The organism is Streptomyces sp. R21 (genome assembly GCF_041051975.1).
Classification (GTDB): Bacteria; Actinomycetota; Actinomycetes; order Streptomycetales; family Streptomycetaceae; genus Streptomyces.
This window is the reverse complement of sequence record NZ_CP163435.1, coordinates 7,911,329-7,937,113: the sequence shown is the minus strand read 5'-3', so window position 1 is coordinate 7,937,113 and position 25,785 is coordinate 7,911,329. Positions and strand designations below refer to the sequence as shown.

21 protein-coding genes and 1 pseudogene are annotated in these 25,785 nt (G+C 71.4%); 9 read left to right on the top strand and 13 right to left on the bottom strand.

Annotated features, from left to right (window positions below):
• Positions 1-198: 198 nt before the first annotated feature.
• Positions 199-1,158: an ABC transporter substrate-binding protein gene (locus tag AB5J56_RS35330; protein ID WP_369238863.1), complete on the top strand. Its 960-nt coding sequence runs from the start codon at positions 199-201 to the stop codon at positions 1,156-1,158.
• A gap of 115 nt (positions 1,159-1,273) precedes the next feature.
• Here the strand turns inward: AB5J56_RS35330 and AB5J56_RS35325 are convergent, their stop codons facing one another.
• The 5 genes from AB5J56_RS35325 to AB5J56_RS35305 all read right to left on the bottom strand — a co-directional run bounded on the left by AB5J56_RS35325 (position 1,274) and on the right by AB5J56_RS35305 (position 6,709).
• Positions 1,274-1,873, bottom strand: a complete 600-nt coding sequence (locus tag AB5J56_RS35325; protein WP_369238861.1) for an ATP/GTP-binding protein — start codon at positions 1,871-1,873, stop codon at positions 1,274-1,276.
• Positions 1,857-2,207, bottom strand: a complete 351-nt coding sequence (locus AB5J56_RS35320; protein WP_369238859.1) for a DUF742 domain-containing protein — start codon at positions 2,205-2,207, stop codon at positions 1,857-1,859. Before AB5J56_RS35320 ends, AB5J56_RS35325 begins: the two co-directional genes overlap by 17 nt.
• The gene (locus AB5J56_RS35315; protein ID WP_369238857.1) at positions 2,204-2,632 is read right to left on the bottom strand and encodes a roadblock/LC7 domain-containing protein; all 429 of its coding nucleotides are present in this window, start codon (positions 2,630-2,632) and stop codon (positions 2,204-2,206) included. Before AB5J56_RS35315 ends, AB5J56_RS35320 begins: the two co-directional genes overlap by 4 nt.
• Positions 2,629-5,265: a nitrate- and nitrite sensing domain-containing protein gene (locus AB5J56_RS35310; RefSeq protein ID WP_369238855.1), complete on the bottom strand. Its 2,637-nt coding sequence runs from the start codon at positions 5,263-5,265 to the stop codon at positions 2,629-2,631. Before AB5J56_RS35310 ends, AB5J56_RS35315 begins: the two co-directional genes overlap by 4 nt.
• A 217-nt stretch (positions 5,266-5,482) precedes the next feature.
• Positions 5,483-6,709 (bottom strand): DUF5685 family protein, encoded by a 1,227-nt coding sequence (locus AB5J56_RS35305; RefSeq protein WP_369238853.1) that lies wholly within the window; start codon positions 6,707-6,709, stop codon positions 5,483-5,485.
• 329 nt (positions 6,710-7,038) lie between these two features.
• On the opposite strand from AB5J56_RS35305, the gene AB5J56_RS35300 reads away from it, so the two are divergent.
• Entirely contained in the window at positions 7,039-7,482 is a 444-nt protein-coding gene (locus AB5J56_RS35300) for a cell division protein SepF (protein ID WP_369238851.1), read from the top strand.
• Positions 7,483-7,545: 63 nt separating this feature from the next.
• Here the strand turns inward: AB5J56_RS35300 and AB5J56_RS35295 are convergent, their stop codons facing one another.
• Positions 7,546-8,736, bottom strand: coding sequence for an acyl-CoA dehydrogenase family protein (locus tag AB5J56_RS35295; protein WP_369238849.1), 1,191 nt, complete (start codon positions 8,734-8,736; stop codon positions 7,546-7,548).
• A 223-nt stretch (positions 8,737-8,959) separates the two neighbouring features.
• Positions 8,960-10,570, bottom strand: coding sequence for an MFS transporter (locus AB5J56_RS35290; protein ID WP_369238848.1), 1,611 nt, complete (start codon positions 10,568-10,570; stop codon positions 8,960-8,962).
• Positions 10,571-10,831: 261 nt separating this feature from the next.
• On the opposite strand from AB5J56_RS35290, the gene AB5J56_RS35285 reads away from it, so the two are divergent.
• A complete protein-coding gene (locus tag AB5J56_RS35285) occupies positions 10,832-12,001 on the top strand; it encodes a glycosyltransferase family 39 protein (protein ID WP_369238845.1) in 1,170 nt (389 codons plus the stop codon).
• Between the two features lie 245 nt (positions 12,002-12,246).
• Positions 12,247-13,275, top strand: coding sequence for a phosphatase PAP2 family protein (locus AB5J56_RS35280; protein ID WP_369238844.1), 1,029 nt, complete (start codon positions 12,247-12,249; stop codon positions 13,273-13,275).
• Positions 13,276-13,386: 111 nt separating this feature from the next.
• Here the strand turns inward: AB5J56_RS35280 and AB5J56_RS35275 are convergent, their stop codons facing one another.
• Complete coding sequence (locus AB5J56_RS35275; RefSeq protein ID WP_369238842.1) at positions 13,387-13,602, bottom strand: I78 family peptidase inhibitor; 216 nt, start codon at positions 13,600-13,602, stop codon at positions 13,387-13,389.
• Between the two features lie 416 nt (positions 13,603-14,018).
• On the opposite strand from AB5J56_RS35275, the pseudogene ctaD reads away from it, so the two are divergent.
• Positions 14,019-15,659, top strand: a pseudogene (ctaD, locus tag AB5J56_RS35270) (cytochrome c oxidase subunit I); the annotation flags it as partial.
• Here ctaD and AB5J56_RS35265 read toward each other — a convergent pair.
• The gene (locus tag AB5J56_RS35265) at positions 15,589-16,629 is read right to left on the bottom strand and encodes a helix-turn-helix transcriptional regulator (RefSeq protein ID WP_369238840.1); all 1,041 of its coding nucleotides are present in this window, start codon (positions 16,627-16,629) and stop codon (positions 15,589-15,591) included. The pseudogene ctaD and the gene AB5J56_RS35265 sit on opposite strands and share 71 nt — an antisense overlap.
• Before the next feature lie 63 nt (positions 16,630-16,692).
• Between AB5J56_RS35265 and AB5J56_RS35260 the strand changes: the two genes are divergently transcribed.
• On the top strand, positions 16,693-17,862 hold the full coding sequence (locus AB5J56_RS35260) for an epoxide hydrolase family protein (protein WP_369238838.1): 1,170 nt from the start codon (positions 16,693-16,695) through the stop codon (positions 17,860-17,862).
• Here AB5J56_RS35260 and AB5J56_RS35255 read toward each other — a convergent pair.
• The 3 genes from AB5J56_RS35255 to AB5J56_RS35245 all read right to left on the bottom strand — a co-directional run bounded on the left by AB5J56_RS35255 (position 17,834) and on the right by AB5J56_RS35245 (position 20,663).
• A complete protein-coding gene (locus AB5J56_RS35255; protein WP_369242990.1) occupies positions 17,834-18,637 on the bottom strand; it encodes a hypothetical protein in 804 nt (267 codons plus the stop codon). The genes AB5J56_RS35260 and AB5J56_RS35255 overlap by 29 nt on opposite strands.
• 183 nt (positions 18,638-18,820) lie before the next feature.
• Positions 18,821-20,113, bottom strand: coding sequence for an ABC transporter substrate-binding protein (locus tag AB5J56_RS35250; RefSeq protein WP_369238835.1), 1,293 nt, complete (start codon positions 20,111-20,113; stop codon positions 18,821-18,823).
• On the bottom strand, positions 20,082-20,663 hold the full coding sequence (locus tag AB5J56_RS35245; RefSeq protein WP_369238833.1) for a hypothetical protein: 582 nt from the start codon (positions 20,661-20,663) through the stop codon (positions 20,082-20,084). Before AB5J56_RS35245 ends, AB5J56_RS35250 begins: the two co-directional genes overlap by 32 nt.
• 123 nt (positions 20,664-20,786) lie before the next feature.
• Here AB5J56_RS35245 and AB5J56_RS35240 point away from each other — a divergent pair, with 123 nt between their 5' ends.
• From AB5J56_RS35240 to AB5J56_RS35230, 3 genes are read left to right on the top strand one after another with little or no spacing between them, the layout of a single operon-like run.
• The gene (locus AB5J56_RS35240; RefSeq protein WP_369238831.1) at positions 20,787-21,272 is read left to right on the top strand and encodes a hypothetical protein; all 486 of its coding nucleotides are present in this window, start codon (positions 20,787-20,789) and stop codon (positions 21,270-21,272) included.
• A gap of 3 nt (positions 21,273-21,275) precedes the next feature.
• The gene (locus tag AB5J56_RS35235) at positions 21,276-24,314 is read left to right on the top strand and encodes an ATP-binding cassette domain-containing protein (protein ID WP_369238829.1); all 3,039 of its coding nucleotides are present in this window, start codon (positions 21,276-21,278) and stop codon (positions 24,312-24,314) included.
• On the top strand, positions 24,311-25,012 hold the full coding sequence (locus tag AB5J56_RS35230; protein WP_369238827.1) for an ATP-binding cassette domain-containing protein: 702 nt from the start codon (positions 24,311-24,313) through the stop codon (positions 25,010-25,012). The genes AB5J56_RS35235 and AB5J56_RS35230 overlap by 4 nt, the downstream gene beginning before the upstream one ends.
• Here the strand turns inward: AB5J56_RS35230 and AB5J56_RS35225 are convergent.
• A complete protein-coding gene (locus AB5J56_RS35225; protein WP_369238824.1) occupies positions 24,933-25,676 on the bottom strand; it encodes a transglycosylase family protein in 744 nt (247 codons plus the stop codon). The genes AB5J56_RS35230 and AB5J56_RS35225 overlap by 80 nt on opposite strands.
• Positions 25,677-25,785: the final 109 nt, after the last annotated feature.

Here is a 25,785-nt window from a genome sequence, read left to right as displayed (position 1 = left end):
CATCGACTTCGGTCGAGTGTGGTCCTCTTCCTGTTGAGCTGACCTCCTGCGCCCTTTCTGAACGGGCGTTCTCCGCGTTGTCCCGGCGCCTTCGCGCCGTTGTCCACGCCTTCACACACGCGTAGCCCGCGCCTCCCCTCCCCTCGCGCGCCCAGCTCGGTTCGACTCTCGCCTGCCTGCTCTGGAGATCCGTACGCCATGAGTACGTCCGCGCGGCCCCGTCGCCGCATTTTCATGCCTTTTGCCCTGATAACGTCCGCCACTCTGCTGCTCACGGCCTGCGGCTCCGGCGACTCGAACGGCACCGGCGGCTCGGGCACCGCCCAGGCCGCGGCCGGAAGCGACAAGATCCCGACCACGGACGTGGTCTCGTCCATCCCGAAGGACGAGACGGCGGCGAAACTGCTGCCCTCCGGCGTGAGCAGCCTGACCGTCGCCATCAGCGTCGGCGGCACACCGCCCGGCACCACCTACCTGGACGACGGCAAGACCCTGACCGGCCAGGACGTCGACTTCGCGGACGCCGTCGGCAAGGTGCTCGGCATCAGACTCAAGCACGAGGCCGCCGGTTTCGAGGCGATCCTGCCGGCCCTCGACAGCGGCAAGTACGACTTCGGCGCGAGCAACTTCGGTGTCACCGACGAGCGGCGCAGGACGATCGACTTCGTCACGTACGTCAACGACGGCCAGGGGTTCGCCGCCCGCGACGACAGCAAGCTGGGGAAGGTCACCGACCTCAGGCAGCTGTGCGGGCTGAACGTCGCGACCGGAGCTGGCACCACCTTCGAGGCGACGCTGGAGGACGGCAAGAGCGTCTGCACCGACGCGGGCAAGAAGGCTTACAAGGTGCAGACTTACAGCGAACCGGGCGCCATCTGGTCCTCGCTCCAACAGGGCCGCAGCGACGTCGTGATGAGCACCATCAACGGACTGCGCTACGCCGTCGCCCACCAGGAAGGCGTGAAGTTCCTCAGCGAATACCACCGCCTCGACGTCGGTTTCGCCTTCAAGAAGGGCACGAAGCTGGCGCCCGCCTTCCAGGCCGCGGTCAACAAACTCATCGCGGACGGGACATACGACAAGATCCTCAAGAAGTGGGGCACGACAGGCTCGGCGATCGAGAAGTCGCAGATTTCTCCGCCGGAGCTCAAGGGCTAGAGAGGCTGGGGCTCCCCGCGCCCCTGGGGGAGTGTCCCGTCAGGGGCGCGGGGAACTGCGCGACCAGCCACAGCCGGCCCGCGGCCAAAGAACAACCAGCAGCTGCAATACGGCGCTACCGCGCCAACACAGTCGCCCGGCGCCGAGGCGCCGACCTCGCCCCGATCACCCGGTCCATAAGCGCTGCCAAGACATCCCGTACGGAGGCCCGCGCCCGCGCGTCGCAATCCAGCACCGGCACATCGGGGCCGAGCCCCAACGCCTCCCGCACTTCCTCGACGTCGAACCGCTCGGCCCCGTCGAAGCGGTTCACGGCGAGGACGAACGGCGCGTGATGCGCCTCGAAGTAGTCCAGCGCCGGGAAGCAGTCCTCGATCCGGCGGGTGTCCGCGAGGACCACCGTGCCGAGCGCACCCTCCACCAGGTCGTCCCAGAGGAAGGAGAACCGGTCCTGCCCGGGTGTGCCGAACAGGTACAGCGCGATCGTCGGGTCGAGCGTGATCCGCCCGAAGTCGAGCGCGACGGTCGTGGTGGTCTTGGATTCGACGCCGTCGAGCGAGTCGACGCCCACCGACACCTGGGTGATCGCCGCCTCGGTGTCGAGCGGTTCGATCTCCGAGACGGCACCGATGAAGGTCGTCTTGCCGACCCCGAGGCCGCCGCTGACCACGATCTTCACGGCCAGCGGCACGATCTTGTCAGAGCGCGCGGACATGGTCCCTGATCCTCTCGAGCGTGTGGAGCGGCAGCTCCGCGGGTTGTTGACAGGCGAGCCGCCCGGCGACGACAAGGTCGGAGATCAACACCTTGGCGACCCCCAGCGGCACGCCCACGCGGTCGGCCAACTCCGCGACGGTCATGGGCTGTTCGCACAGCGCGACGATGTGCTGACGCTCGAGGGCGAGCGGTTCGCGGGACGTCCCGACCGCGACGACGAGCGTTTCGAGACGCAGGTCCGCCTGCGCGGGCTCGGACCGGCCGCCGGTGATGATGAACGGCCGTACGAACGTCGCGTCCTCGACCTCCGCCGGGGGACCGTCGCCGCTCACCGTGGCAGCACCTGGCGCAGGTCGGCGATCAGCGTCGGGGTGAGCAGATCACCCGCCCGTTCCGCGAGCACCGCCATCTCATAGCCGACCAGGCCGAGTTCACCGCTGCTGTCGGCGAGAACGCCCAGGCAGCTGCCGTCCCGGACGGCCGAGACGAGCAGGAAGCCCCGCCCCATCTCGATCATGATCAGCTTGACCCCGTCGAAGCTGTACCGCTTCGACGCGCTGCGCGCCAGGCTGCTCAGCCCGGACACGATCGCCGCGAGATGGTCGGCCTCGGTCCGGCCGAGCCCGTCCGACACGGCGATCAGCAGCCCGTCCGACGAGACGGCGACGGCATCGCGTACGCCGTCGGTGTTCCGGACGAAGTTGGCGAGCAACCAGTTGAAGGTCTGCGAGTCGTTGTGGGTGTCGAGCGTGGTCACTGGCGACGGCCCTTCTCGTGCGAGCCGTTGCCGGCACTCCGGTCGGCGGTCTGGTCAGCACTCTTGTCGACGGCGCCGGTCGAATCCCCCGAGACCGCGGTCGCGACCGCGTCACCCGATACGCCGGACCCAACCGCGTCACCCGATACGGCGGTCCCGACCGAGGCCGCCGAACCCGTCCCGGCGACCGTCACATCACCGCGCTCCCTCTCCCGTTCCTTACCGCGCTCACTGTCGCGCCCCTTGGCTTTCCCCTTTTCCTTCTCCTTCTCCATCTCCACGCTGATCCCGCCCCGCATGTGCGCGCTGCGCAACGTCGAGAGCATCCCGGAGATCTCCTCGGGGCTGCGGTCGGGGGTCGGTTCGGTGGGCGCCGGACGGGTGGGCCGGTCGGTCTCGCTGACCGCTTCGGAGATGGCGCTGCGCCGCGGACGCTTGACCAGTCCGTTGCGGGTACGGGCCGCGGAGGCGCCCCGCGAGGGTTCACCCCGCTGAGCGGCACCCTCCCTGGCACGCGACGGCGAACCCTCTTGATCACCAACTGCCCGGCCACCAGGGCCGGTTGTCGTACCCATCGCCACCGACACCAGATCGGCGGACGACTCCTGCGGCTCGGCATTCCGCGGAGCGGGCAGCACCGCCCGATCCGGCGCTACCTCGGCAGCGGTCCGACTCCCGGTCCCCGCAACGGCCTTGGCGGCCCCCTCCGTGAGGAGCGAGGTCGGGATCAGTACGCGCGCGACGACACCGGCGGCCGGTGCCTCGCCGAGCCGCACCTCGATGCCGCACTTGCGGGCGAGCGCGCCGACCACGAAGTGGCCCAGGAACCGGGTGGGTTCGGCCATGAAGCTGGCGGTGCCGGACAGCCGTACGTTCGCCTCGGCGAGCGCCTGGGTGTCCATGCCGAGCCCATGGTCGACGATCGCGACGAGATAGCCCGCGCTGGTGCGCCGCCCCTCGATCTCGACGTCGGAGTCCGGCGGCGAGAAGCTCAGCGCGTTCTCCACCAACTCGGCGAGCAGATGGGCGATTTCGGCGACGACGGACCCGGTGATGTGGACGGGCTCGATCCGCCGCAGCGTGACCCGCCGGTACTCCTCGACCTCGGAGAGCGCGGCCCGCAGCACGTCCGTGACGGACAGCGGCGTGGACCAGGGCCGGGGGCTGGACTCCCCCGCGAGGACGAGGAGGCTCTCGGCGTTGCGACGCATACGGGTGGCCAGGTGGTCGAGTTCGAAGAGGTTGGCGAGGGTCGCGGGGTCGGCGTCCTCGTGCTCCAGCTTGTTGATGAAGCTGATCTGACGGCGTACCAGGTTCTGGTTGCGGCGGCCGAGGCTGACCAGCGAGTCGGTGGCGTTGCGGCGCAGCACGGCCTGTTCGGTGGCGAGGTCGAAGGCGGCGCGCTGCACCCGGTCGAAGGCCTCGGCGACCTCCCGCACTTCCGCACCGGCCTTGTCGGTGACGGCGAGCGACGCGGGCGGTTCGGGGCTCTCCCCCGAGGAGGCCGCCTGCACCCGGGCCACGGCCTGCGGCAGCCGCGCGCCGGCGACATCGCGCGCCTGCTGCGCGAGATCGGTGAGCGGTGTGGACACGGACCGCACGCAGTCGAGGGCGAGCGCGCCGAGCGCGGCCACGGTGCCGAGCGCCAGCAGCACGAACAGCAGCAGGTCGCGCTGGGCCGAACTCTCCAGCTCGGCGGCCCGGTTCTCGACGTCCGCGCCGAGGGAGATCTGCACGTCCCGCAGTCCGTTGATGGTCGAGGTCATGCTGGTCCACCACGCCATCGGCTGGATGCCGCGCGAGCTGAGCCGGCCGCCACCGCCCACGGCGATTTCCTCGTACGACAACGCATGCTCGGCGTCGGGCGTGGTCAGGGCCGCGTCCAGGCGCCGTTCCTGCGCGTCGGAGGCCGAGCGGGGGAACGCGTCGAGGGCGGCGAGCCGTCCGGCGCGGATCTCCATGAACCGGCTGTAGTCGTCGCCCCGGAACCGCCCGGCGCGCACCGAGCCGAGCACGATGGCACGCTCCTCGCCCATGAACTCCTTGGAATTACCGAGGACTTGGAGCGCCTGGTAGGCGTCGCGCAGGGTGCCGTCGTGGACGTCGTCAAGGCCGAGCCCGAGCCGGTCGAGGACGGTGATGGTGGTGGTGAAGTAGTCGAAGGTGTCCTTCACCACGCCCGTTCCGTCGTCGGCGTCCCGGCGGATCCCGACGAGGCCCTTGAGGCGGTCGAGGGACTCGCGCACGGAGTCGGCGGCCGCGTCGTCGCGGCCGCGGAGAGCCCGGTCGAGCTCCTTGCGTGCGCCGTCCGTGGCCTTGCGCTGCGCGGGCAGCTTGCTGCTGAACTGCCGTACGCCGCCCACGTATCCGGTGGTGAGCCCGCGCTCCTTCTGCAGCTCGTGGACGAGGCCCTGGAGGGTGATCTCCAGGCGTGCGTTGTCGGCGGTGGCCGCGGCGTTGCGGTAGGCCGCGATCTGCTCGGCAGCGGCGGTGCCGAGCAGCGCGAGCAGGACGGCGAGGGCGAGGATCAGGATCCTGAGGAGCCTGGTACGGATGGTGCGGGGAGCCGTACGGCCCGTCCCGCCGCGGGCGCCGGGCTTGCGCCCGGTTGCCGCTTTCGGTGTGACGTCCACTGAAGTGCCTTATGGGGAGGACGAGTTGCTGGCAGGGCAGAAATGGTTCTGCGCTCTACCAACGACCCTCACGGCACCCTGGTCACCGGATCATGTTTTTGTTTTACCGTCCGGAAACAGAAGGCGCCCCGCCCGGCAGGACTGCCGCGCACGACAGAACGGTCGTATGCGGGCCCCTATCAGGGGCGTCACACTTCGCGGTCGTATACGGAATTCGTCACAGTCCGCAGTCGCAGCATGAGCAGCACTCGCAGCATTCGCACGCCTCGCAGCAGTCGCAGCAACTGCAGTCACAGCCGCTGAGGCACCCTTCGCGCTTCTTGCGGGACCACGGTCCCTCGAACTCGTCGGCGCAGCACACCTTGCAGGTGCAGCACACCCCGATCGCGGCCGCGCACCCCGCCCAGAAGCCGCGCTTGCCGGGCCGCGGCGGTTCACCACCGAAGGGGTTGCCTCCGCCATACGGATTCTGTGGGTTGTAGGGACCGTGCGGCGCCTGCGGACCGCCCGGCTGCGGCGGCCCGAAGGCGCCCTCGGCGGTGCCCGCCAGGGTCCCCTCCGCCAAGTGCGCTCCCCCGTGCGAGCAGGCCTCGGTCCCGAACGCCCGGTCCACCGAGCGCCCCAGCTCGTGCGCGAGCAGCAGATGCGCCAGCTTGCCGTCGGTGAATTCCGTCTCGCGCAGCGCGAGCCGTATGCCGTGCAGCGCGTCGTCGGCGAGCCGTCGTGCCTCGGTCAGCGAGGTCCCCGTGGCGGTCAGCGGGTTCCAGGCGCCCGACGCGGCGTCAGTTTCCCTGTCCTCCACGGCGTCCAGCAGATGCGCGAGCCGTCCGAAGAGGCGTCCGGCCTCGGCGAGGGGCTCGGCGTTGCCGGGCCGGCCGGCCAGGATCGCGGTGTGCGCGAAGGCCGCGGCGGTCGCCGTCTCGGTCGGCTCGGTGACCGTCAGGATCGGCGTGCCGAGCCCGGCGAGCGTCTCGATGCCGAGCTGCCGGTCCACGGCGTCGACGAGTACGGCGGTGTCGAACCCGACGTCGGATCCGGTCCGGGCGCCCGCCTTGCCCCAGCTCGCGGCGACCTTGCGCGCGGCGAGCGCCACGGGCCTGCGCGCCAAGAGGCCGTCCCCGTCGGCGACATGGTCGCGCACCTTGGCCGACGCCAGCACGAGCGAGACGGCGGCGGCCAGGCGCGCGCCCTCGCCCTGGGCGACGGAGGCGGTGCGCATGCCGCGCAGCGGACAGGGCCCGGCGGTCCGTCGCCCGCCGCTCGCCCGCTCGGTCTGAGCCTCCGTCAAAACCGAGATGAGCAGCCCGTCATAGTTGGTGACGACCCGGGCGAACTGTCCATGATCCCCGCGCAGCGCGAGGCAGAGCCCGCACAAATGCGCCATCCACTGCGCTTTCAGGCCTTCCCCGAGACGGTGGCTGCATGGCCTCACAATTCCGAACACGACACTCCCCCGTGAACCCGTGACCCGTGACTGGTACGACAACACGCACTTCGGCATGTACGACGTTGAGCTGCGGCATCGTATCGACCACCCCGTTCACCCGTACGCACCACCCGTCACCCATCCGCCGAGAGAAATCATATTTCACTCTCAGTCAGCAGCCGTTCACAGCAAGACCCTTGGGAAACGCGGGCTCTCGACGGATTCGTTGTGCACCAGTACCGTCACGAAACCCCCGCGCGGCGTCTATCCACTTGGCGCGACATCCGCATCATGGACGACCATGGGGATGCGGAAAGCAAGAAAGACCGCTGTGAGAGGAGGCGTCCATGGGATCGGTGCGCAAGGCGAGTGCCTGGCTTGGCCTCGTCGACGACAACGATGACGAGCGTTACTACGACGACGACGACAACTACGCGGAGGGTCAGCAGTCCGGGGAAGTCTGGGTCACCGACCCGCGCGTGAAGGTCGCGTCCGAAACGGCGGAGGAGAAGGGCCGCCGGATCGGCACGGTCACCCCGGACAGCTTCCGGGACGCACGCGGTATCGGCGAACTCTTCCGGGACGGCGTCCCGGTCATCATGAACCTCACGTCCATGGAGGCCACCGACGCCAAGCGCGTCGTGGACTTCGCGGCCGGCCTGACCTTCGGCCTGCGCGGCACGATCGAGCGGGTCGCCAACCGTGTCTTCCTGCTGACTCCCGCGAACACGGAGATCGTCAGCGGCGAGGCCGCGGGCCGTCAGCAGGACGGTTTCTTCAACCAGAGCTGAGGCAGGGCCGCTCACCGGCCCTGCCCCCGCAGGGTTGTCCCTCAGGGGCAGCTCCGCAGGGGTCTACCGGAAGGCATCCAGCCCGGTGAGCGCCTTGCCCAGTACCAGTTGGTGCATCTCGACGGTGCCCTCGTAGGTGAGCACGGACTCCAGATTGGTCGCGTGCCGCATCACCGGGTATTCGAGCGAGATCCCGTTGGCGCCGAGAATCGTCCGTGCCGTACGGCAGATCTCGATCGCTTCCCGGACGTTGTTGAGCTTGCCGAAGCTGACCTGCTCGGGACGCAGGCGCCCCGCGTCCATGCGCCGCCCCAGGTGGTGCGCGAGCAGAATCCCCTTGTGCAGCTCGACCGCCATGTCGGCGAGCTTGGCCTGGGTGAGCTGGAAGCCGCCGATGGGCTTCCCGAACTGCTCCCGCGTCTTCGCGTAGTCGACGGCGGCCTCGAAACTGGCCCGCGCCGCGCCCATCGAGCCCCACACGATTCCGTAGCGCGCGTGGGAGAGACAGCTCAGCGGCCCCTTCAGCCCCACGACCTCGGGCAGTACGGCATCGGCGGGCAGCCGTACCTCGTCGAGGATCAGCTCACTCGTGACGGACGCCCGCAGCGACCACTTGTGCTTGATCTCGGGTGCGGAGAACCCGGGTGCGTCGGTGGGCACGACGAATCCGCGGATCCCGTCGTCGGTCTGCGCCCAGACCACGGCGACCCCGGCCACCGACCCGTTGGTGATCCACATCTTCCGCCCGCTCAGCACCCAGTCCCCGCCGTCGCGCTTGGCGTAGGTCCGCATGGCGCCCGGGTCGGACCCGTGGTCGGGCTCGGTGAGTCCGAAGCAGCCGATGATCTCGCCGGCGGCCATGCCCGGCAGCCAGCGCTGCTTCTGCTCCTCGCTGCCGAAGCGGTGGATGGCGTACATGGCGAGGGAGCCCTGCACCGACACAAGAGACCGGATCCCGGAGTCGGCGGCCTCCAGCTCCAGACAGGCGAGCCCGTACTGCACGGCGGACGCGCCCGCGCACCCGTACCCCTCGAGGGACATCCCGAGCGCGCCGATGGAGCCCAGCTCCCGCGCCAGCTCCCGGATCTCCGGCAGCTCCCCCTTCTCGTACCACTCGGCGACGTGCGGCAGCACCCGGTCCGCCGCCCAGGTCCGCACGGTGTCGCGGATCGCGAGGTCCTCCGCGTCCAGCAGATCGTCGATGCCGAGGGGGTCGGCGGGGTCGAAGGCGGGCAGCTTCGAGGACGCGGACATAGGGACAGCCTCCGGAACACTAAAACTAGCACCGCTAGTTACGATGTCGACCCGACGTTACGACGCAGTGTCCCGCAAGTCCAGAGGCCCCGAACCCCGGGGCTCGAACCCGCAGCCGCCAACGAGGAGCAACCCCCACAGGAGAGCCGCACTGGTAAGCCGAGTAGCACGGGCGGTGCGCGGGTGGGAGACATCCGCCGGGCCGAAGGCCCAGGCGGCAGCCCTAGGCAGAAACCCGCGACTCCACAACAACCTCCCGGGGCCCGGGAATATCAGCCGAGCCCGCCGCAGGCGCCCCGCACTCCATGACCCGAGGCAACCGCAGCGCCATCACCGCCCCGAGCAGCAGCAGCCCCGCGCTGACCAGCAGGGTCACATGCAGCCCGTGCACGAAGGAGTCCCGTGCGGCGTGCCGCAAAGCCGCCCCGCGCGCTCCGCCGAGGCGCTCCGAGACGTCGTAGGCCTCCCCGAGCGAGTGCCCCGCGGCCGCGGAGTCGGCGGCCGAGACCCCGGGCACCGACGACAGCCCGGGCGCGTAGGCGGCATTCATCACGCTGCCGAGCAGGGCGATGCCGATGCCGGCGCCCAGCTGGTAGGAGGTCTCGCCGATGGCCGCGGCGCCGCCGGCCTGGGAGGGCGGAGCCTCGCTCAGCATGGACTCGTACGCCCCGAAGAGCGTCGTCTCCAGTCCGAACCCGAGGAGCAGGAACCCGAAGAGCAGCAGCCCCGCGTTGTCGTCACCGCCCATCGCGGTGAGCGTGACGACCGCGGCGGCGGTGAGGCAGAAGCCGAAGCAGACCATCGAGCGCGGCCCGAACCGCCGCAGCATCTTCGCCCCGGCGAGCCCGGAGGCCATCGCCGCGACGGTGAGCGGCAGCAGCCGCAGCCCGGTCTCCAGCGGGGAGAGTCCCAGCACCAGCTGGAGGTACTGCGCGGCGATCAGCTCGAGCCCGACGAGGGCGAGCATGGCGAGCACGATGCAGCCGACGGACGTGCTGAAGGCGGGCCTGGCGAACATGCGCAGCTCGACGAGGGGGTGTTCGCGCCGTCGCTGCCGTCGTACGAAGCCGGCCATCAGCGCGCCGCCGACCAGCAGCGGCAGCAACGTGAACGGACTGAGCGGCGCCTCGCCGCCGCCGAGCCGCTTGACGCCGAGGACGAGCCCGAAGAGTCCGGCGGCGGCCATCAGGGCGCCCACCACGTCCCAGGGGCCGTTGCGGTCGCCGCGCGACTCGGGCAGCAGTATCCGGCCGACCGGCAGGCTGACCAGCATCAGCGGGATGTTGATGAGGAAGACGGAGCCCCACCAGAAGTGTTCGAGGAGGAAGCCGCCCAGCAGTGGCCCGACGGCCGCTCCCACGGCGGCCACGGCGCTCCAGATGCCGATGGCGAGCGCCCGCTCGCGCCGGTCGGGGAAGACCTGGCGGAGGATCGACAGGGTCGCGGGCATGATCATCGCGCCGCCGACACCGAGCAGGGCGCGTGCCGCGATGAGGACCTGCGCGTTGTCGGCGAGGGCGGCCAGCGCCGAGGCGACGCCGAAGAGGGCGTATCCGATGAGGAGAATCCGTCTGCGGCCGACGCGGTCGCCCAGCGTGCCGAAGAGGATCAGCAGCGAGGCGCAGACGAGCGGGTAGATGTCGACGATCCAGAGCAGTTCTATCGCGCCGGGCTTGAGGTCCTCGGTGACGGCGGGCACCGCGACGTGCAGCACGGTGGCGTCGACGGCGACAAGGAGCAGGCTGACGCACAGCACCACAAGGACTACCCAGCGGTTGGCACCGGCCCCGGCCTCCCGACGGCGACGCACTGCGGCCGTGGTCGTCCCGGACATGTACGTACCTCCCAGCTGATCCCTCGCGTTCGGCGGGACCGCGGGGTGGGGACTCCCTGCGGCCGTACCCGGGAGGAGCGGTGTCTCCCGGTCCACGCAACAAAGGCGAGTGAGCGGCCAGCGTACGCGAGTTCTCGCCATTGACACGTGGCGGACCTCTCACGTTCTCCTTGCGCGGAGTGTGGCGTACACCACGCTCCCCCGTGGTGCACCACGCCCCGTGGGACCGCCCGGTTCCGCATGCCGTCGATAATCGGCCTCGTGACCGATCTTGAGACGCCCCTCGTGACGCGGCCCCGTGCGGGCGCCCTGCGCCGGGCCGCGCCCGCCCTCCTCGGGTACGTGGCGGTGCGCGGCCTGGGCCTGATCACCCTCGCCGTGTGGAGCGCGGCGAACGGCAAGAGCGCCCACACGCTGCTGAGCGCCCGCTGGGACTCGCTCTGGTACACGCGGGTCGCCGAGCTCGGCTACGGCTACGAGGTCCGCCTCCCGAACGGTGACGTGCACTCGAACCTGGCGTTCTTCCCGCTGCTGCCCTGGCTGGAGCGGCTTATTCACGCACTCTCCCCGCTGTCGTACGCGGACGCGGGGCTGCTGGTGAGCACGCTCGCCTCCCTGGCAGCGGCCTGGGGCGTCTTCGCCGTCGCGGACCACGTGTACGGAACCCGGGCCGGGGTCTGTGCCGTGCTGGTGTGGGCGCTGCTGCCCGTCGGCGTCGTGCAGTCGATGGCGTACAGCGAGTCCCTGTTCACGGCGCTCGCCGCCTGGTCGCTGTACGCGGTGCTGACCGGCCGCTGGCTCACGGCGGGCCTGCTGGCCGCGCTGGCGGGCCTGACCCGTCCGGTGGGCGCCGCGGTCGTCGCGGCCATGTGGGTGGCCGCGATCGCCTCGTTCGTGCGGGAGAGAAGCGCGCCCCCGGCAGGCGGCGCGCCCCGGTGGCGACGCGCCCTCGGCATGCTGCTCGCGCCGCTGGGCGCCGCCGGGTACGTCCTGTGGGTCGGCCACCGCACCGGGGACGGCCCGCTGGGCTATCTCGACGTCCAGGCGGGCTGGCGCAACGGCTTCGACGGCGGCTACGCCTTCGCCCGGTTCGCCGGCGACAAGTTCACCTCGTTCCCCTCGGCGCTGGCCGGCATCGGGATCGTCGTCGGGGTCGCGCTGGTGATCTGGCTGTACGTCGTGGGCGTACGGCAGGGGCAGCCGCTGCCGCTTCTCGTGTACTCGGGGGTCGTCGTCGCGCTCGCCCTGTGCGCGTCGAGCTACTTCGGCTCGAAACCGCGCCTTCTGATGCCCGCCTTCCCTCTGCTGCTGCCGCTCGCACTCGCCCTGTCCCGGCTGCGAACGTCCAGGTCGGCGCTGGTGGCCGGGGGTGTGGCGGTGGCGTCGGCGGTCTACGGGGCCTTCTGGCTGAACGGCTCGGGACCGCCATGATCGACGTGCGCCGTCCGCGGCTCCGGTGAGCGGCCGGGTAATTCCGGCCCAGCATTCGGTGAACGAATAAATAAGGGCCATAAAACGGGACGGCCGTTGATCAATGGAATTGAAGGCCGGGCGCTCCGGTAAATAGGGAATCCATAGAAATAAACCTGATCCTGAGAGCAATCCCACATCACATCGTCATCACAAACACAGTGATTCGGCCTGGAACGCAGCTCACTCGCTGTAACGTCGATTGGGTGCGTACCGAACGAAACCTCACCCGTCTGGACCGGGTCTTCGCCCGGCTGGACCGTGAGCCGGAACGACCGGCCCACATCGATGTGCCGCACATGAGTCGGCACAGGGTGGTGCTCCTTGTAGCCACCCTGGCCTTCTACGTGGCCATCGTGTGGGCCGTGGCGATCACGTCATGGCTTGTCCGCTTCGACTGGCAGGTCATGTTCTTCCGGCCCTACCAGCAGTGGCCGGAGATCCACGCGTTCCTCGACTACTACGTGGTGCTCGGCCAGCGCGGCCCCACCGCGGTGATGGTCGCGGCCTGGCTGGGCTGGCGCTCCTGGCGGCAGCACACGCTGCGCCCGCTGCTGACACTCGGTGCCTCGCTGCTGCTGCTGAACATCACGGTCGGCGCCGCCAAGCTGGGCATGGGCCGGCTCGGCCCGCACTACGCCATCACGATCGGCTCGAACGAGATGGGGATGGGCGGCGATATATTCCCTTCCGGCCACACCGCGAACGCTGTCGTGACCTGGGGAATCCTGGCTTATCTGGCCTCCACTCCGAGGGCCCGGCGCTGGCTGTCCGCCGTGTCCGCCGTCACCTCGCTGGGCGTCGGTCTCACCACCGTCTACCTCGGCACGCACTGGCTGAGCGATGTACTGCTGGGCTGGGCCGCCGGTCTGCTGATCCTGCTGGCGCTGCCCTGGTTCGAGCCGCTGATCGCCCGCGCCGAGGACGGGATCTTCGGTCTGCGCGACGCCTGGCGCAACCGCCGCGGGCGCACCGCACCCGCCCCGGTCACCGTTCCGGTCAACGCTCCCGCCCCGCTCACACAGCCCGTGCCGGCCGCCACGGAGGAGGACGTTCCGGTGCGCGAGCCGGTGGGCGCCGCCCGCTCGGCCAGAGCGCCCGGCTACCTGGCCCCCGGACCGCACACGGCCCGCTCGGAGCGCACCCCGGTCACCCCGGTCGGCAGCCGCCGCCCGCCGCACTCGGACCGCGTGCCGCGCGGCGCCAGCCCGGCCCGCCCCCTGACGGGCGGCTGAGCACCCAGGAACAGCGGGGTCGGTACGCACAGCCTCTCCCCGCACCGCGAAGGCCCCCGGCTCCTGACGAGCCGGGGGCCTTCGCACCGCAGGTCGGCACAGAGCAGCAGGTCAGCCCTTCCAGCAGCGGGTCACTCTGCCGTCGGTGACCTCGAAGTTCAGCCGTCCCACGCGGTACTCCATGGTGATGATCGCGCCGGGCGGCAGCGAGCGCACCGAGGGCCAGCCGCGCTCCCGGGCACGGCGCTCGGCGCTCGGCTCGTCCAGTCCGACGTAACTGTCCGGGCTGTCGTGGGGTTCTGCGGGCGGGGTGGGAATGGGTGCCATGACGGCCACGTTAGGCGGCCCTTCGCGGCCGGGGAAGTGCGGGCCCCTTTGCCGTACCCCGCCTATCGCCCGGCGGTCCGCCCGCGGTCACGCTTCTGTCACAGGATCACGACACGCGTATCGGCCGAACTCCGTCACACGTACGAGGGGTTCCGTACGTGTTCCGCACGCCTTCGAACGTAATTCCCAGCTAGCCTTCCACCGCTTCGAACAATCCAATGGAAAGCCGCCGAGGGCCTTGCGACGGGACACCTTTTCCTTCCGATTCCGGTGTTCTCCGCGGAAGCTGACGCCGCATGAGAAATACCCGCTTCGCGCACACAACCCCCGTACGCCCCCTGTCGGAGCACCGGGAGACGCGAGCATCATGGCGTGAGCTTCAGCAGGCCCGGGACGCGATGGCGAAGGGGCGCTCAATGGGGACGGACACCGTGCAGGCGACGGAGCGACCCGAGGCGGTGAAGCAGCCGGGGCGGCTGATCGTGGACTGGCTGACGACCACCGATCACAAGAAGATCGGCCACCTCTACCTGATCACGTCGTTCGCCTTCTTCCTGATCGGCGGCACCATGGCGCTGCTGATGCGCGCCGAACTCGCCCGCCCCGGCCTTCAGCTCATGGACAACAACCAGTTCAACCAGTTGTTCACCATGCACGGCACGATCATGCTGCTGTTGTTCGCGACGCCGACCTTCGCCGGGTTCGCCAACGAGATCATGCCGCTTCAGATCGGCTCGCCGGACGTCGCCTTTCCCCGGCTGAACATGCTGTCGTACTGGTTCTTCCTCTTCGGCGGCCTGATCGTGCTGGGCTCGATCGCCGTCCCCGAGGGCCCCGCCAGCTTCGGCTGGTTCGCCTACGCGCCGCTCAACAGCCTGACGCGCTCGCCGGGCATCGGCGCCGACATGTGGATCATGGGGCTGGCGCTGGCCGGCTTCGGCACGATCCTCGGCGCGGTCAACTTCATCACGACCATCATCGGAATGCGCGCACCCGGCATGACGATGTTCCGGCTGCCGATCTTCACCTGGAACATCCTCTTCACCTCGATCCTCGTCCTCTTCGCGTTCCCGGTGCTCGCGGCGGCGCTGCTGGTCCTGGAGGCGGACCGGCGGTTCGGTTCGGTGGTGTTCGAGGCGGCCAACGGCGGTGCGCTGCTGTGGCAGCACCTCTTCTGGTTCTTCGGCCATCCCGAGGTCTACATCATCGCGCTGCCGTTCTTCGGCATCATCACGGAGATCCTCCCGGTCTTCAGCCGGAAGCCGATCTTCGGTTATCTGACGCTGGTCGGGGCCACCATGGCGATCACCGGTCTGTCGGTCGTCGTGTGGGCGCACCACATGTTCGCGACGGGCGCGGTGCTGCTGCCGTACTTCTCCTTCATGTCGTTCCTGATCGCGGTGCCGACGGGCGTGAAGTTCTTCAACTGGACCGGCACGATGCTCAAGGGCTCACTGTCCTTCGAGACACCCATGCTGTGGGCGACCGGCTTCCTGACGACGTTCCTGTTCGGCGGTCTGACGGGGGTGATCCTGGCGTCGCCGCCGCTCGACTTCCATGTCACGGACTCGTACTTCGTGGTCGCGCACTTCCACTACGTCGTCTTCGGCACCGTCGTCTTCGCGACCTTCGCGGGGTTCTACTTCTGGTGGCCCAAGTTCACCGGGAAGATGCTCGACGAACGGCTCGGCAAGATCCACTTCTGGACGCTCTTCGTCGGCTTCCACACCACGTTCCTGGTGCAGCACTGGCTGGGCGCCGAGGGCATGCCGCGCCGGTACGCGGACTATCTGGCGGCCGACGGCTTCACGGCGCTGAACACCGTCTCGTCGATCGGTGCGTTCCTGCTGGGCATCTCGACACTGCCGTTCCTCTACAACGTCTGGAAGACCGCCAAGTACGGCACGAAGGTCGAGGTCGACGACCCCTGGGGCTTCGGCCGCTCCCTGGAGTGGGCGACCTCGTGTCCGCCGCCGCGGCACAACTTCACGACGCTGCCCCGGATCCGCTCCGAGTCCCCGGCGTTCGACGAGCATCATCCCGAGTACGCGGCGGTGTCGGCCGGCCCCGTTCAAGAGCCCGAGTCAGCCGGTCCCGCGCCGTCCTGACCGCCTCGGTGAACTCGGCCGGCTCCAGGATCTCGAACTCGAAGCCCATCAGCATCACGTGAATCACCATCACGTCGAGGCTCGCGGCCCCCGTGCGCAACAGACACGTCCCGGTGCTCTCCGCCTCCAGCGTTCCCGCCGAGGGCGAGATGCGGTCGGCGGCCTCTTCGACGGGCACGAAAAGGCGGACGACGGCGTGCGAGGCGTACGCACGCACGGAGACGCCCTTGGAGACATAGGCGGCGAGGTCCTCCGCGGGCGGCTTGCGCGGCGCGAACCGCGGCCCGTGCGGCGGCTTCGGCACGATGCGGTCCACCCGGAACGTACGCCAGTCGTCACGGTCGACATCCCAGGCCACCAGGTACCAGCGGCGCTCGGTGCACACCAGGCGGTGCGGTTCGACGGTACGGCGCGTGGTGGTGTCGTCGTGGCTGCGGTACTCGAAGCGCAGCCGTTCCGCGTCGCGGCACAGATGGGCGATCTCGGTGAGTACGGCGGGGTCGACGGCGGAGGGCTGCGGGCCGCGCAGCATCGGCACGGTGAAGGCATTGAGGGCGCCCACGCGGCGGCGCAGCCGGCTCGGGAGCACCTGTTCGAGCTTGGCGAGAGCGCGTACGGAGGTCTCGCCGATGCCCTCGATGCCCTGCCCCGCGGCCGTGCGCAGGCCCACCGCCACGGCGACCGCCTCGTCGTCGTCGAGGAGCAGCGGCGGCAGCTCGGCCCCCGCACCGAGCTGGTAGCCGCCGCCCGTGCCGGGGCTGGCGTTGACGGGATAGCCGAGCTCGCGCAGCCGGTCCACGTCGCGGCGCACGGTCCTGGGGGTGACACCCAGGCGGTCCGCCAGATCGGCCCCGGACCAGTCGCGGTGGGCCTGCAGCAGCGAGAGCAGGCGCAGCAGTCGTGCCGATGTCTCCAACATGGGTCCGAGTCTGTCAGCGGTTGAGGACAGTGACTGTCCTCAAGCGTGCGTAGCGTGGACGGTATGGCAGACAACAGCGCGAACCACGAGATACGGCCCTTCCGGATCGAGATCCCCCAGGCGCGGCTCGACGATCTGCACACCCGACTGGACCTGACCCGCTGGCCCGACGAACTCCCGGGCGTGGGCTGGGAGTACGGGACCCCGCTGTCGTACGTCCGGGACCTGGCGGCGTACTGGCGCAGCGGCTACGACTGGCGCAAGCACGAGGCCGCCCTCAACGAGATCCCGCAGTACGTCACGGAGATCGACGGCACCGGGGTGCACTTCCTGCACGTCCGCTCCCCCGAGCCGGACGCCCTGCCCCTGCTGCTCACGCACGGCTGGCCGGGCTCGGTCGTGGAGTTCCTGGACGTCATCGGCCCGCTGTCCGACCCGCGCGCCCACGGTGGCGACCCGGCGGACGCCTTCCACCTGGTGATCCCCTCGCTCCCCGGCTTCGGCTTCTCCGGTCCCACCCGGGAGCGCGGCTGGAACGTGGCACGGATCGCCCGGGCGTGGGCCGAGCTGATGCGCCGGCTCGGGTACGAGCGCTACGGCGCCCAGGGCGGCGACTGGGGCGCGGTGATCTCGCCCGAGCTGGGCCGGGTGGCGCCGGACGCCGTGGTGGGCGTCCATGTGAACGCCGCGTCGGCCGGCTTCACGCCGTTCGGGCCGCTCTCCGCCGAGGACGCGGCGGCGCTGAGCGACCGGGAGCGCGAGCGGCTCGCCCAGCAGCAGTTCGGCCGGGACCAGCTGGGTTACGCGGCGATCCAGTCGACGCGCCCGCAAACGCTCGCGTACGGGCTGACGGACTCGCCGGCGGGCCAACTCGCCTGGATCATCGAGAAGTTCCACGAGTGGACGAATCCGTCGGTCGAGCTGCCCGAGGACGCGGTCGACCGGGACCGGCTGCTGACGAACGTGATGCTGTACTGGCTGACCGGGACGGCGGGCTCCGCCGCCCGGCTCTACTACGAGTCCGCGAGCACCTGGGGAGGCCCGCCCCGGCGCTCCGAAGTGCCCACGGGCGTCGCGAACTTCGCCGCCGACCGGGCGGTCCGGGTGATCGCCGAGCGGTCCAACTCCGTCGTCCACTGGGCCGAGTTCGACCGGGGAGGGCACTTCGCGGCCCTGGAGGCGCCGGACCTGCTGACCGGTGACGTCAGGGAGTTCTTCCGTCCGTTGCGGTGACGGGGCCGCTCGCGACGACGGACACGGACAGGTCGTTGTCGCGCGTGAAGTACGGCCCGGCGTGTACCGGGCCGTGCTCCGCGGTCAGGGCCGCCCGCGGATACGTGAGCACCGGCTTCTTGTCGGCGATGTCGTCGAGAAGGCGGGCGATCCGCACCCGCGGCCCGTTCTCCCCCGTCGGGCGCAGCCACAGGTCCCAGGTGCCGGGCGGCAGCACGCCGTAGGCCAGCGTGAAGGTGAACTCGGCTTGTTCGGCGGCCACTTCGGCGTGCAGCAGGACGCCGGAGCCGCGGTGGCTCGCCTCGGCGCGGGCGGCCGGGGCGAGCGCGGTGCCGTACACCCGGCCGCGTACCGTCAACCGGCCCTCGCCCGAGCCCAGTTCGTGCGCCTCGGCGTGCGGGGCGCGCAGCCAGCTGCGGACGGAGAGGTTGCCCTGCCGGGTGACGTACGGGATGCGGACGGCGACATGGCCGAGGGAGCCGCTCGGCACCCGGTCGACGAGGGAGCGCAGGTCGTTGGCGCCGGGCATCAGGCGGCGCGGCTCGCCGCCCGCGACCTGCGCGTAGGCGTCCCAGCGGCCCTCGGCCAGGGCGACGCTGCTGGGCAGCGCGGCGCGCAGCCGGCCGTCCCCGGCCGGGGTCAGCGGCAGACTGACCTCCTCGTCGCGGCCGCGGCGGCGCAGCACCAGGAGCGCGTCGCCCGGCTCGCCGGTCTCGGTGACGTCGAAGGTCAGACCGCCCGCGGAATCGGCGACGCAGTCGGCGTGCGGAGGCATGGCGATGTCCTCTCCGGAGCGCTGCTGCGCGGTCCGCGGAGCCGACGTCGTCATGCGGGGCGCCCCCTCGTGCGTGCGATGCGTCCGGCATCGCGTGCGTCCGCCTACAGGAAGTCAGACCGCCGAACCGGGCCTTTGGTTGCCCCAGCACGCCACTTCACAATGGGCAGGGCACACTCCGCTTCACGGCGTGTAGGGCAACTGCGGTACGTCGAAGCAGTTCCCGTTCATCTCGCCCTGCGGGACCCAGCCCTTGCCGTCCTCCCAACGCGCCACCGACAGACACGTCCTGCGGGTCTTCGGGGGCTCGGACAGGTGTTCGTAGACGACCGGGACGAGCAGGCCGCCGGCGGTGTAGGGCTCGCTCCGGTTCATGAAGCGGTCGACGCACGCGCGCGTGACGCCCGTTTCGGCGCAGGACTCGGCAGCGTCCGTGAACCACTTCGCTGCCGCCCAGCCCTCCAGCTGCCACTGGGAGTGCGTCTTCAGGCCCTTGGTCGCGTCCCGGAACTCCCGTACGGCCCGGTTGCCGGTGTCCTCGTAGTCGCGGCTGGAACCGGTTGCCCAGAGGGCGTTGCGGCAGTGCGGGGCGCCCTTGTAGTCCTCGGGGACAGTGGACGTCCAGTTCTGCACGTTGGTGACCTTGGCGATGACCTTGGCGCCTGCGTCGTCCATCGCCTCGCACAGCTGGGCGTTGCCGTGCGTGTCGATGGCGTCGAAGACGAGGTCGGCGCCCTGTTCCTTCAGATCGGCCGCGACGGCACGGAAGTTGGGCAGCGCGAAGTCGACCTGTTCGGTGACCACCTTGTAGCCCTCGGCCTTCAGCCCCTGGGCGACGAGCCGGGCGTAGGAGGCGGACGCGGACTGGTTGTAGGAGACGACGGCCGCCGTCCGGGCGCCCTGCTCGCGCTTGAAGTACCGGTAGACCTCGGTGCCGCCGTACAGCTTTCCGTCCCAGCCCGGGGTTCCGCCCCGGGGCGCGAGGCTGCCGTAGATGCCGTACAGGTGCGGGTAGGTGTCGTAGGCCGCGCCGATGGGCTGGCCGCCGATGTCGGGCACGCGCGCGTGGGACACCCGGGAGGCGCCCGCGTAGTCGAGGGCGGTGGTGGCGACGAGAGCGGTCACCTGGTCCTCGTCGATCAGCTGGTGCACGCACTCGTTGTTGCCGACTCCGCTCCCGCCGTCGTCGCAGGTGCGCACCTCGACCGTGCGCCCGCCGACGCCACCGCGTGCGTTGAGGCGGTCGAAGTAAGCCTTCGCCCCGTCGCGCGGGCCGGTGAACGTGGAGCCGCCGACCGGGCTGGTGGCGCTGGTGATGATGCCGACCCGGATCGGTTCGGCGCTGCCCGGTGCGGACGGCGTGGCGCGGTGCTCGAAGTCGCTTTCGGGGAGGCGGCTGCCGCAGGCCGTGCCCACGAGGAGCAGCAGGCCCGCGGCAACCGACTCAGCAGCCCGCCGCCGGGCTCGACGACGCATCGCCGCTCAGCTGCACGAGCGCGCACAGGGTCTTCACGGAGACCTTCCAGGTGCCGTCCTGCTCGACGGAGGTCCCGGCGGCACCGGGCAGCGCGGTGGCGCCTTTCAGGAGCAGCGAGTAGGTCACGTTCGCGTCGGTCGGCGACGTGAACTCGATCTTCTCGACGTGCGCCTTGACCTGTTGGCCGCGCTGGTCCCCGCTGAAGCCCTTCAGGACGGCGGTCATCTTGTCGCCGTTCTCCAGGACGGCCTGCTTGTCCTTCGTGGAGACGGCCGGGTCGAAGAACTTCTCCCAGTTCTGCTTGATCTCCTTCTCGGCCGCCGCGGGGTCCGACGGGGCCGTCGGGCTCGGCTGGGCACTGGTCGGCTTCTCGACCGTGGGGGTCGGCGGTGCGCTGTTGCTCCCGCCGCTGTCGTCGCTGCACGCCGCGAGGGCCGGGGCGAGGACGAGGACGGCGGCGGCTCCCAGTGCCGTCAGCCGTCCCGTGGCCCTCCCGGGCCCGCGTCCCCGCCTGCCGTTCCCCCGCCTGAGGTCGCTCCCGAGAACCATCTGGCTCACCACCGGGTGTCGGTCCGGGCCATGTGCGCCCGGTGCTTTCAGGGTCAGCTTCCAGAAGGCATAGTGCAAGCCATTGGCTGACATGGACAGATACACGACGTGTGGGAGTCCTGGATGCGGACAGCTCGACTGCGGACCGTGCACCCCGTCCTGTGGGCCGGGTGGGCCGCGCTCGCCGCCGGTGCGGTGCTGTGCGTCATCGGCTGGTACGGCATCTCGGGCGAGCGGTACGCGGAGCGGCAGCTGCCCTACCTCGCGTCCTGCACGGTGCCCGGAGCCGCGCTGATCATCGCGGGCGCGGTGCTGCTCTCGCACGGCAGGAACGCGCTGGCGGCGGCACGCGTGGAGGAGCTGTACGGCCTGCTCGTGGCGGCCGAGCCCGCCGACGGCGAGGAGTCCGGACAGGCCGCCGCCGAGCCCGTCGCCACCAGCGCGGAGCTGCTGATGGTGCCGGGCGGCACGCTGTGGCACCGCGCGGACTGCCCGCTGGTCGCCGGGAAGGCCGAGGCCGTACCCGTGGACGCGCACCGCCTGGCGTGCGGGGACCTCGGGCCGTGCCCGATCTGCGAACCGCCCACGACCGGCCGCGCGTCCGGGTGAGTGATGGCGTCCCTGACGTACGACCTCACGCTCGCCGGACTCTCGGTCGGCAGCGCCGCCGCGCTCACCGGAATCGGCCTGATCGTGACGCACCGCGCGACGGGCGTCCTGAACTTCGCCCATGGCGCGATCGCGATGGTCTGCGCGTATGTGCTGCGGCAGTTCACGGTGGAGTGGCACTGGCCGCTCGCGTTCGGCGCCGCGGTGACGCTCCTGGTGGTGGCCCCGGCGATCGGTGTGGTCCTGGAGCGCTTCGTCTTCCGCCCGCTGTCCGTACTGGGCAGTGATCCCGCGCAGACCCTGGTGGCCTCCATCGGGCTCTTCGTGCTGCTGGTGGGCGGGGCGGCGCTGATCTGGGGGACCGGGGCGCGCGCGGACGCGCCGACGCCGGTGTCGGCGGACCCGTGGGGGCAGCTGGCGGTGGCGGTCGTCCTGGCCGTCGGCGTCGGCGCCGTCACCCGCTGGACGCGTTTCGGCCGGGAGCTGCGCGCCGTCGTCGACGACCGCTCGCTCGCCGTGCTCGGCGGCATCGACGCGGACCGGGTGGCCGCGGCGGGCTGGGCCTTCGGCTCGTTCACGGCGGGCCTGACGGGCGTGCTCCTCGCCCCCTACGTCCGCCTGGACCCGTACGGCATGCCGCTGCTCGTCATGGAGGTCATGGCCGTCGCGGTGGCCGCCCGGATGCGCAGCCTGCCGGTGGCCGTCGTGGTGGCGCTGGGCATCGGGGTCGCCCAGAGCCAGCTCACCCGTGTGCACCCGTCGGGCTGGGCGGAGCCGCTGTTCCAGGCCGTGGGCGCGAACCTGTTCGTGGTCGCCCTGCTCGTCGCCGCCCTCGTGCTGCCCGGCGTGGGCACCCGGGACGCGCTCCCGCGCACGGCGACGGCCCGGGTGCCCACGCCGCCGGGGGCGTGGATCGTCGCCGCGGTCCTCTTCCTGCTCCCCCTCGGCTTCGCCGGCTCGGACCTGCACACGTCGGTCCAGGTCCCGGCGCTCGGTGTGGTGCTGCTGTCGCTGGTCGTCGTCACCGGACGCGGCGGCCAGATCTCGCTCGGCCAGGCGGCGTACGCGGGCCTCGGCGCCCTCTTCACTGCCCTGCTCGCCGCCGGTCGCTTCCCCGGGCTGCCGCGCCTGCCCGAACTGGCCGCGCTGGCCCTGGCGGTCGTGCTGGTCGCCCCGCTCGGGGTCCTGACCGGCTGGCCGGCGATCAGCCGCCACGGCCTGGCGCTCGCCCTCGCCACCTTCGCGGTGGGCGTCGGCGTCAGCCGCTTCGTCTTCGCCCAGCCGTACGCCACGGCGGGCCTGTCCCTCGACCGTCCCACGGGCTTCGACGGCGACCGCGCGTACTACGTCCTCGAACTCGGCCTCCTCGGGGCCGCGTTGCTGGCCGCCCACGCCCTGCGCCGGGGCCGCACCGGCCGGGCCCTCGCGGCGATGCGCGACCACGAGTCGGGCGCGTCCGCGGCCGGGGTCCGCGTCCCGGCCCTCAAACTCTCCGCCTTCGTCGCGGGCGCCGCGCTGGCGGCGCTCGGCGGCGGCATGCTCGGCATGGGCCTGCGTGCCTTCGACCCCGGCGCATACGACCCCGTCCGCGGCCTCCTCTGGTTCGCCGCGATCGTCGTCCTCGGCGCCGACAGCACCCTCGGCGCCCTGGCCGCCGCGGCCCTCCTGGTAGGCCTCGACGCAGGCACCCGCGGAGGCCTCGCCGCCGCCCTGATCGGCCTCCTCGCCGTACTGGTGGGCCGCTTCCCCGGCGGCCCGTACGAGGCCCTGCACACGGCGGCATCCCGACTCCGCCTCCGCCGGAGGGTGACGCTCACGCCGGTGGGTGCGGGGGTGCGGAGGGAGTTGCGGGCAGGGTTCGGCAGGGCCCCGGAGGTGACCGGGAGAGGCGCGACTCCCTTGGAGGCACCGCCTCCCGGCGGCGGCCGGGCCACGCCGGAGGCGGAGCGGTCGGGCGAGGGGGCGGCCCGGCCCGCGAGCCACGGCGTCGCTGCGCACGCAACCGGGACATCGAGCAGGCAAGGCCCGGGCGAAGCCCGGATCTTGCCGGGCGCAGGCGGCACCGCACAACCGGGGCCAACGCCCGGCAGCGGCCGGGCCGCACCGCAAGCGGAGCAGCCCGGAGTCGCCGGGGCGCGAAGCGGTCGGGGCCCGGGTTCGGGCACAGCCGGCGCCGGACAACCGGGCGGTCCGGAGCAGTCGCGTCAGGACTCGCGGCCGGACGGCACTGCTGAGACGGCGGGCTCAAAGCCGGCCGCGGCGCAGTCGAGGTGGGCCCGAAGGGCCTCGGCCGGCTCCCCCCTGCCGGAGGCTGCCCAGGTCCTTCACCCCCTCCTGCGGGCCCGCCGGTTGCGCGTCAGCTACGACGGGTTCGCCGCGCTGGACGGGGTCGACCTCGACGTTCCGGCGGGGCGGATCACCGCGGTCGTGGGGCCCAACGGGGCCGGGAAGAGCACCTTGTTCCACTGTCTTGCCGGGACCGTGCGGCCCGACGGCGGGCGGGTGCTGCTCGGGGAGCGGGACATGACGCGGCGGGCGGCGCACGCGCGGACGCGGCTCGGGGTGGCGCGCACCTTCCAGCAGCTGGCCGTCTTCCCGTCGTTGACCGTGGCCGAGAACGTTCGGGTGGGCGCCGAGCAGGGCCGCGTCGCCGACCCGGCGGCCGTGGAGCGGGCGTTGCGGCTGCTGGGCCTCGCCGGACCGGTACGAGCGCTGCCCGCCGCGGAGCTGCCCACAGGAACCCTGCGCCGGGTCGAGCTGGCGCGGGCGCTCGCCGGCAGCCCGCGCGTGCTGCTGCTCGACGAGCCGGCCGCCGGGCTCGACAGTGCTGAAGTGACCGCGCTGACCCGGGTGTTGCGGGCCCTCGCCGCGGACGGCATGGCCCTGCTCGTCGTCGAGCACGACCTCGATCTCGTCGCCGACCTCGCCCACACGGTGCATGTGATGACGGCAGGCCGCATCGTGGCCTCCGGACCCGCCGATCGCGTACTCGCGACACTCGGGACGGTCGAGACCACGATCGAGACAGGATTCGGCCGGTGATCATCGCCCTGCGGCACGCGCGCGTGCGCTACGGCCCCCTTGAGGCCCTGCACGGCGTGACCCTCGTCGCACCGGGCCCCGGCCTCACCGTGCTGCTCGGCCGCAACGGCTCCGGCCGTACGACCGTGCTGCGCGCCCTCGCCGGGACGGTCCCGTTGTCCGGCGGCGCCGTCGTCTGGGACGGTACCGACGTGACCCGGCTGCCCGCGTACGAGCGCGCCCGCCGCGGTCTGTGCCTCGTCCCGGAACGCCAGGCCGTCTTCGGCTCCCTCACGGTCCGCGAGAACCTCGAACTCGCCTCGGGGGCACGCCCCTTCGACCCCGCCCTCGACTCCTACCCCCAGCTCGGACCCCTGCTCCCCCGCCGCGCGGGCACCCTCTCCGGCGGCGAGCAGCGCATGCTCGCGCTCTCCCGGGCCCTGCTGGCACGCGCGCGCGTGGTGCTCGTCGACGAACCCGCGCAGGGCATGTCGCCGACGGTGGCGGCCCGCACGTACGAACTGCTGAGCGGCCTCGACGCGTGCGTGGTGATCGCGGAGCAGCGGCTGCCGCCCGGCCTGCGCGCGTCGGCGGGCCGGACGACGTACGTGCATGAACTGCGCCGCGGAGCGGTCGTGTTCAGCGGAGAGGAAGCGGAGGCGACAGGGGCGGCCCGAACAGGGCGGGCCCCGGGATCTGAACGTCGCCCGGCCCCATAGACGTACCCGGGCTTCCAGGAGCACCCGGGCCTGTCGGCACACCCGTCTCCTTCGGTACGCCCGACACCTGCGGAACGCCCGATCCCTTCGGGATCAGCAGCAACGTCCCCGGGTTCAGCCGGTCCGGACGGGGCCCGACCATCTGCTTGTTGGCCTTGTACAGGGCCTGCCAGCCGCCCTTGACCTGGTACAGGCGGGCGATCGACGACAGCGTCTCGCCGGGCTTCACCACGTGCATGCGGCCGGCCAGCCCGTACCTCCTGGAGCAGACGGGCCAGGCCTCCCACCCCTGGGCCGCGAGGACCTTCTCGGCCACCGCGATCTGCTGCGCGCGCGTGGCCAGGTCCGCGCGCGGCGCGTACCCGAGGCCGCCGAAGTCCTCCCAGGTGGGCTGCCAGAACTGCAGTCCTCCGTAGAAGCCGTTCCCGGTGTTCGCGTCCCAGCGCCCGCTGCTCTCGCACTCGGCGAGGCAGCCCCAGGGCCACTGGTCCTTGGCGCAGTCGTACGGGACACGGACCCCCAGGGGGCCGGGAAGCGGCGGCGGTGGTGCCGCGCTCGCCCGGACGGGGTCGAGGACGGCCAGCGCGGCGGCGACCACGGCCGCGTACCGAACACGCTTGCTCGTCGGCATGAGGTACGGCAGGAGGTACGACATGGGGAACATCGGCTCACGCTAAGCAGCCCGCCCCGCCCGCCCGTCGAGCCGCGCCCGCCCCGGCCGGCGCCCCACCCGGTCGGAGGACCGGGCGGGGCCCCGTTGCCCGGGGACGGGA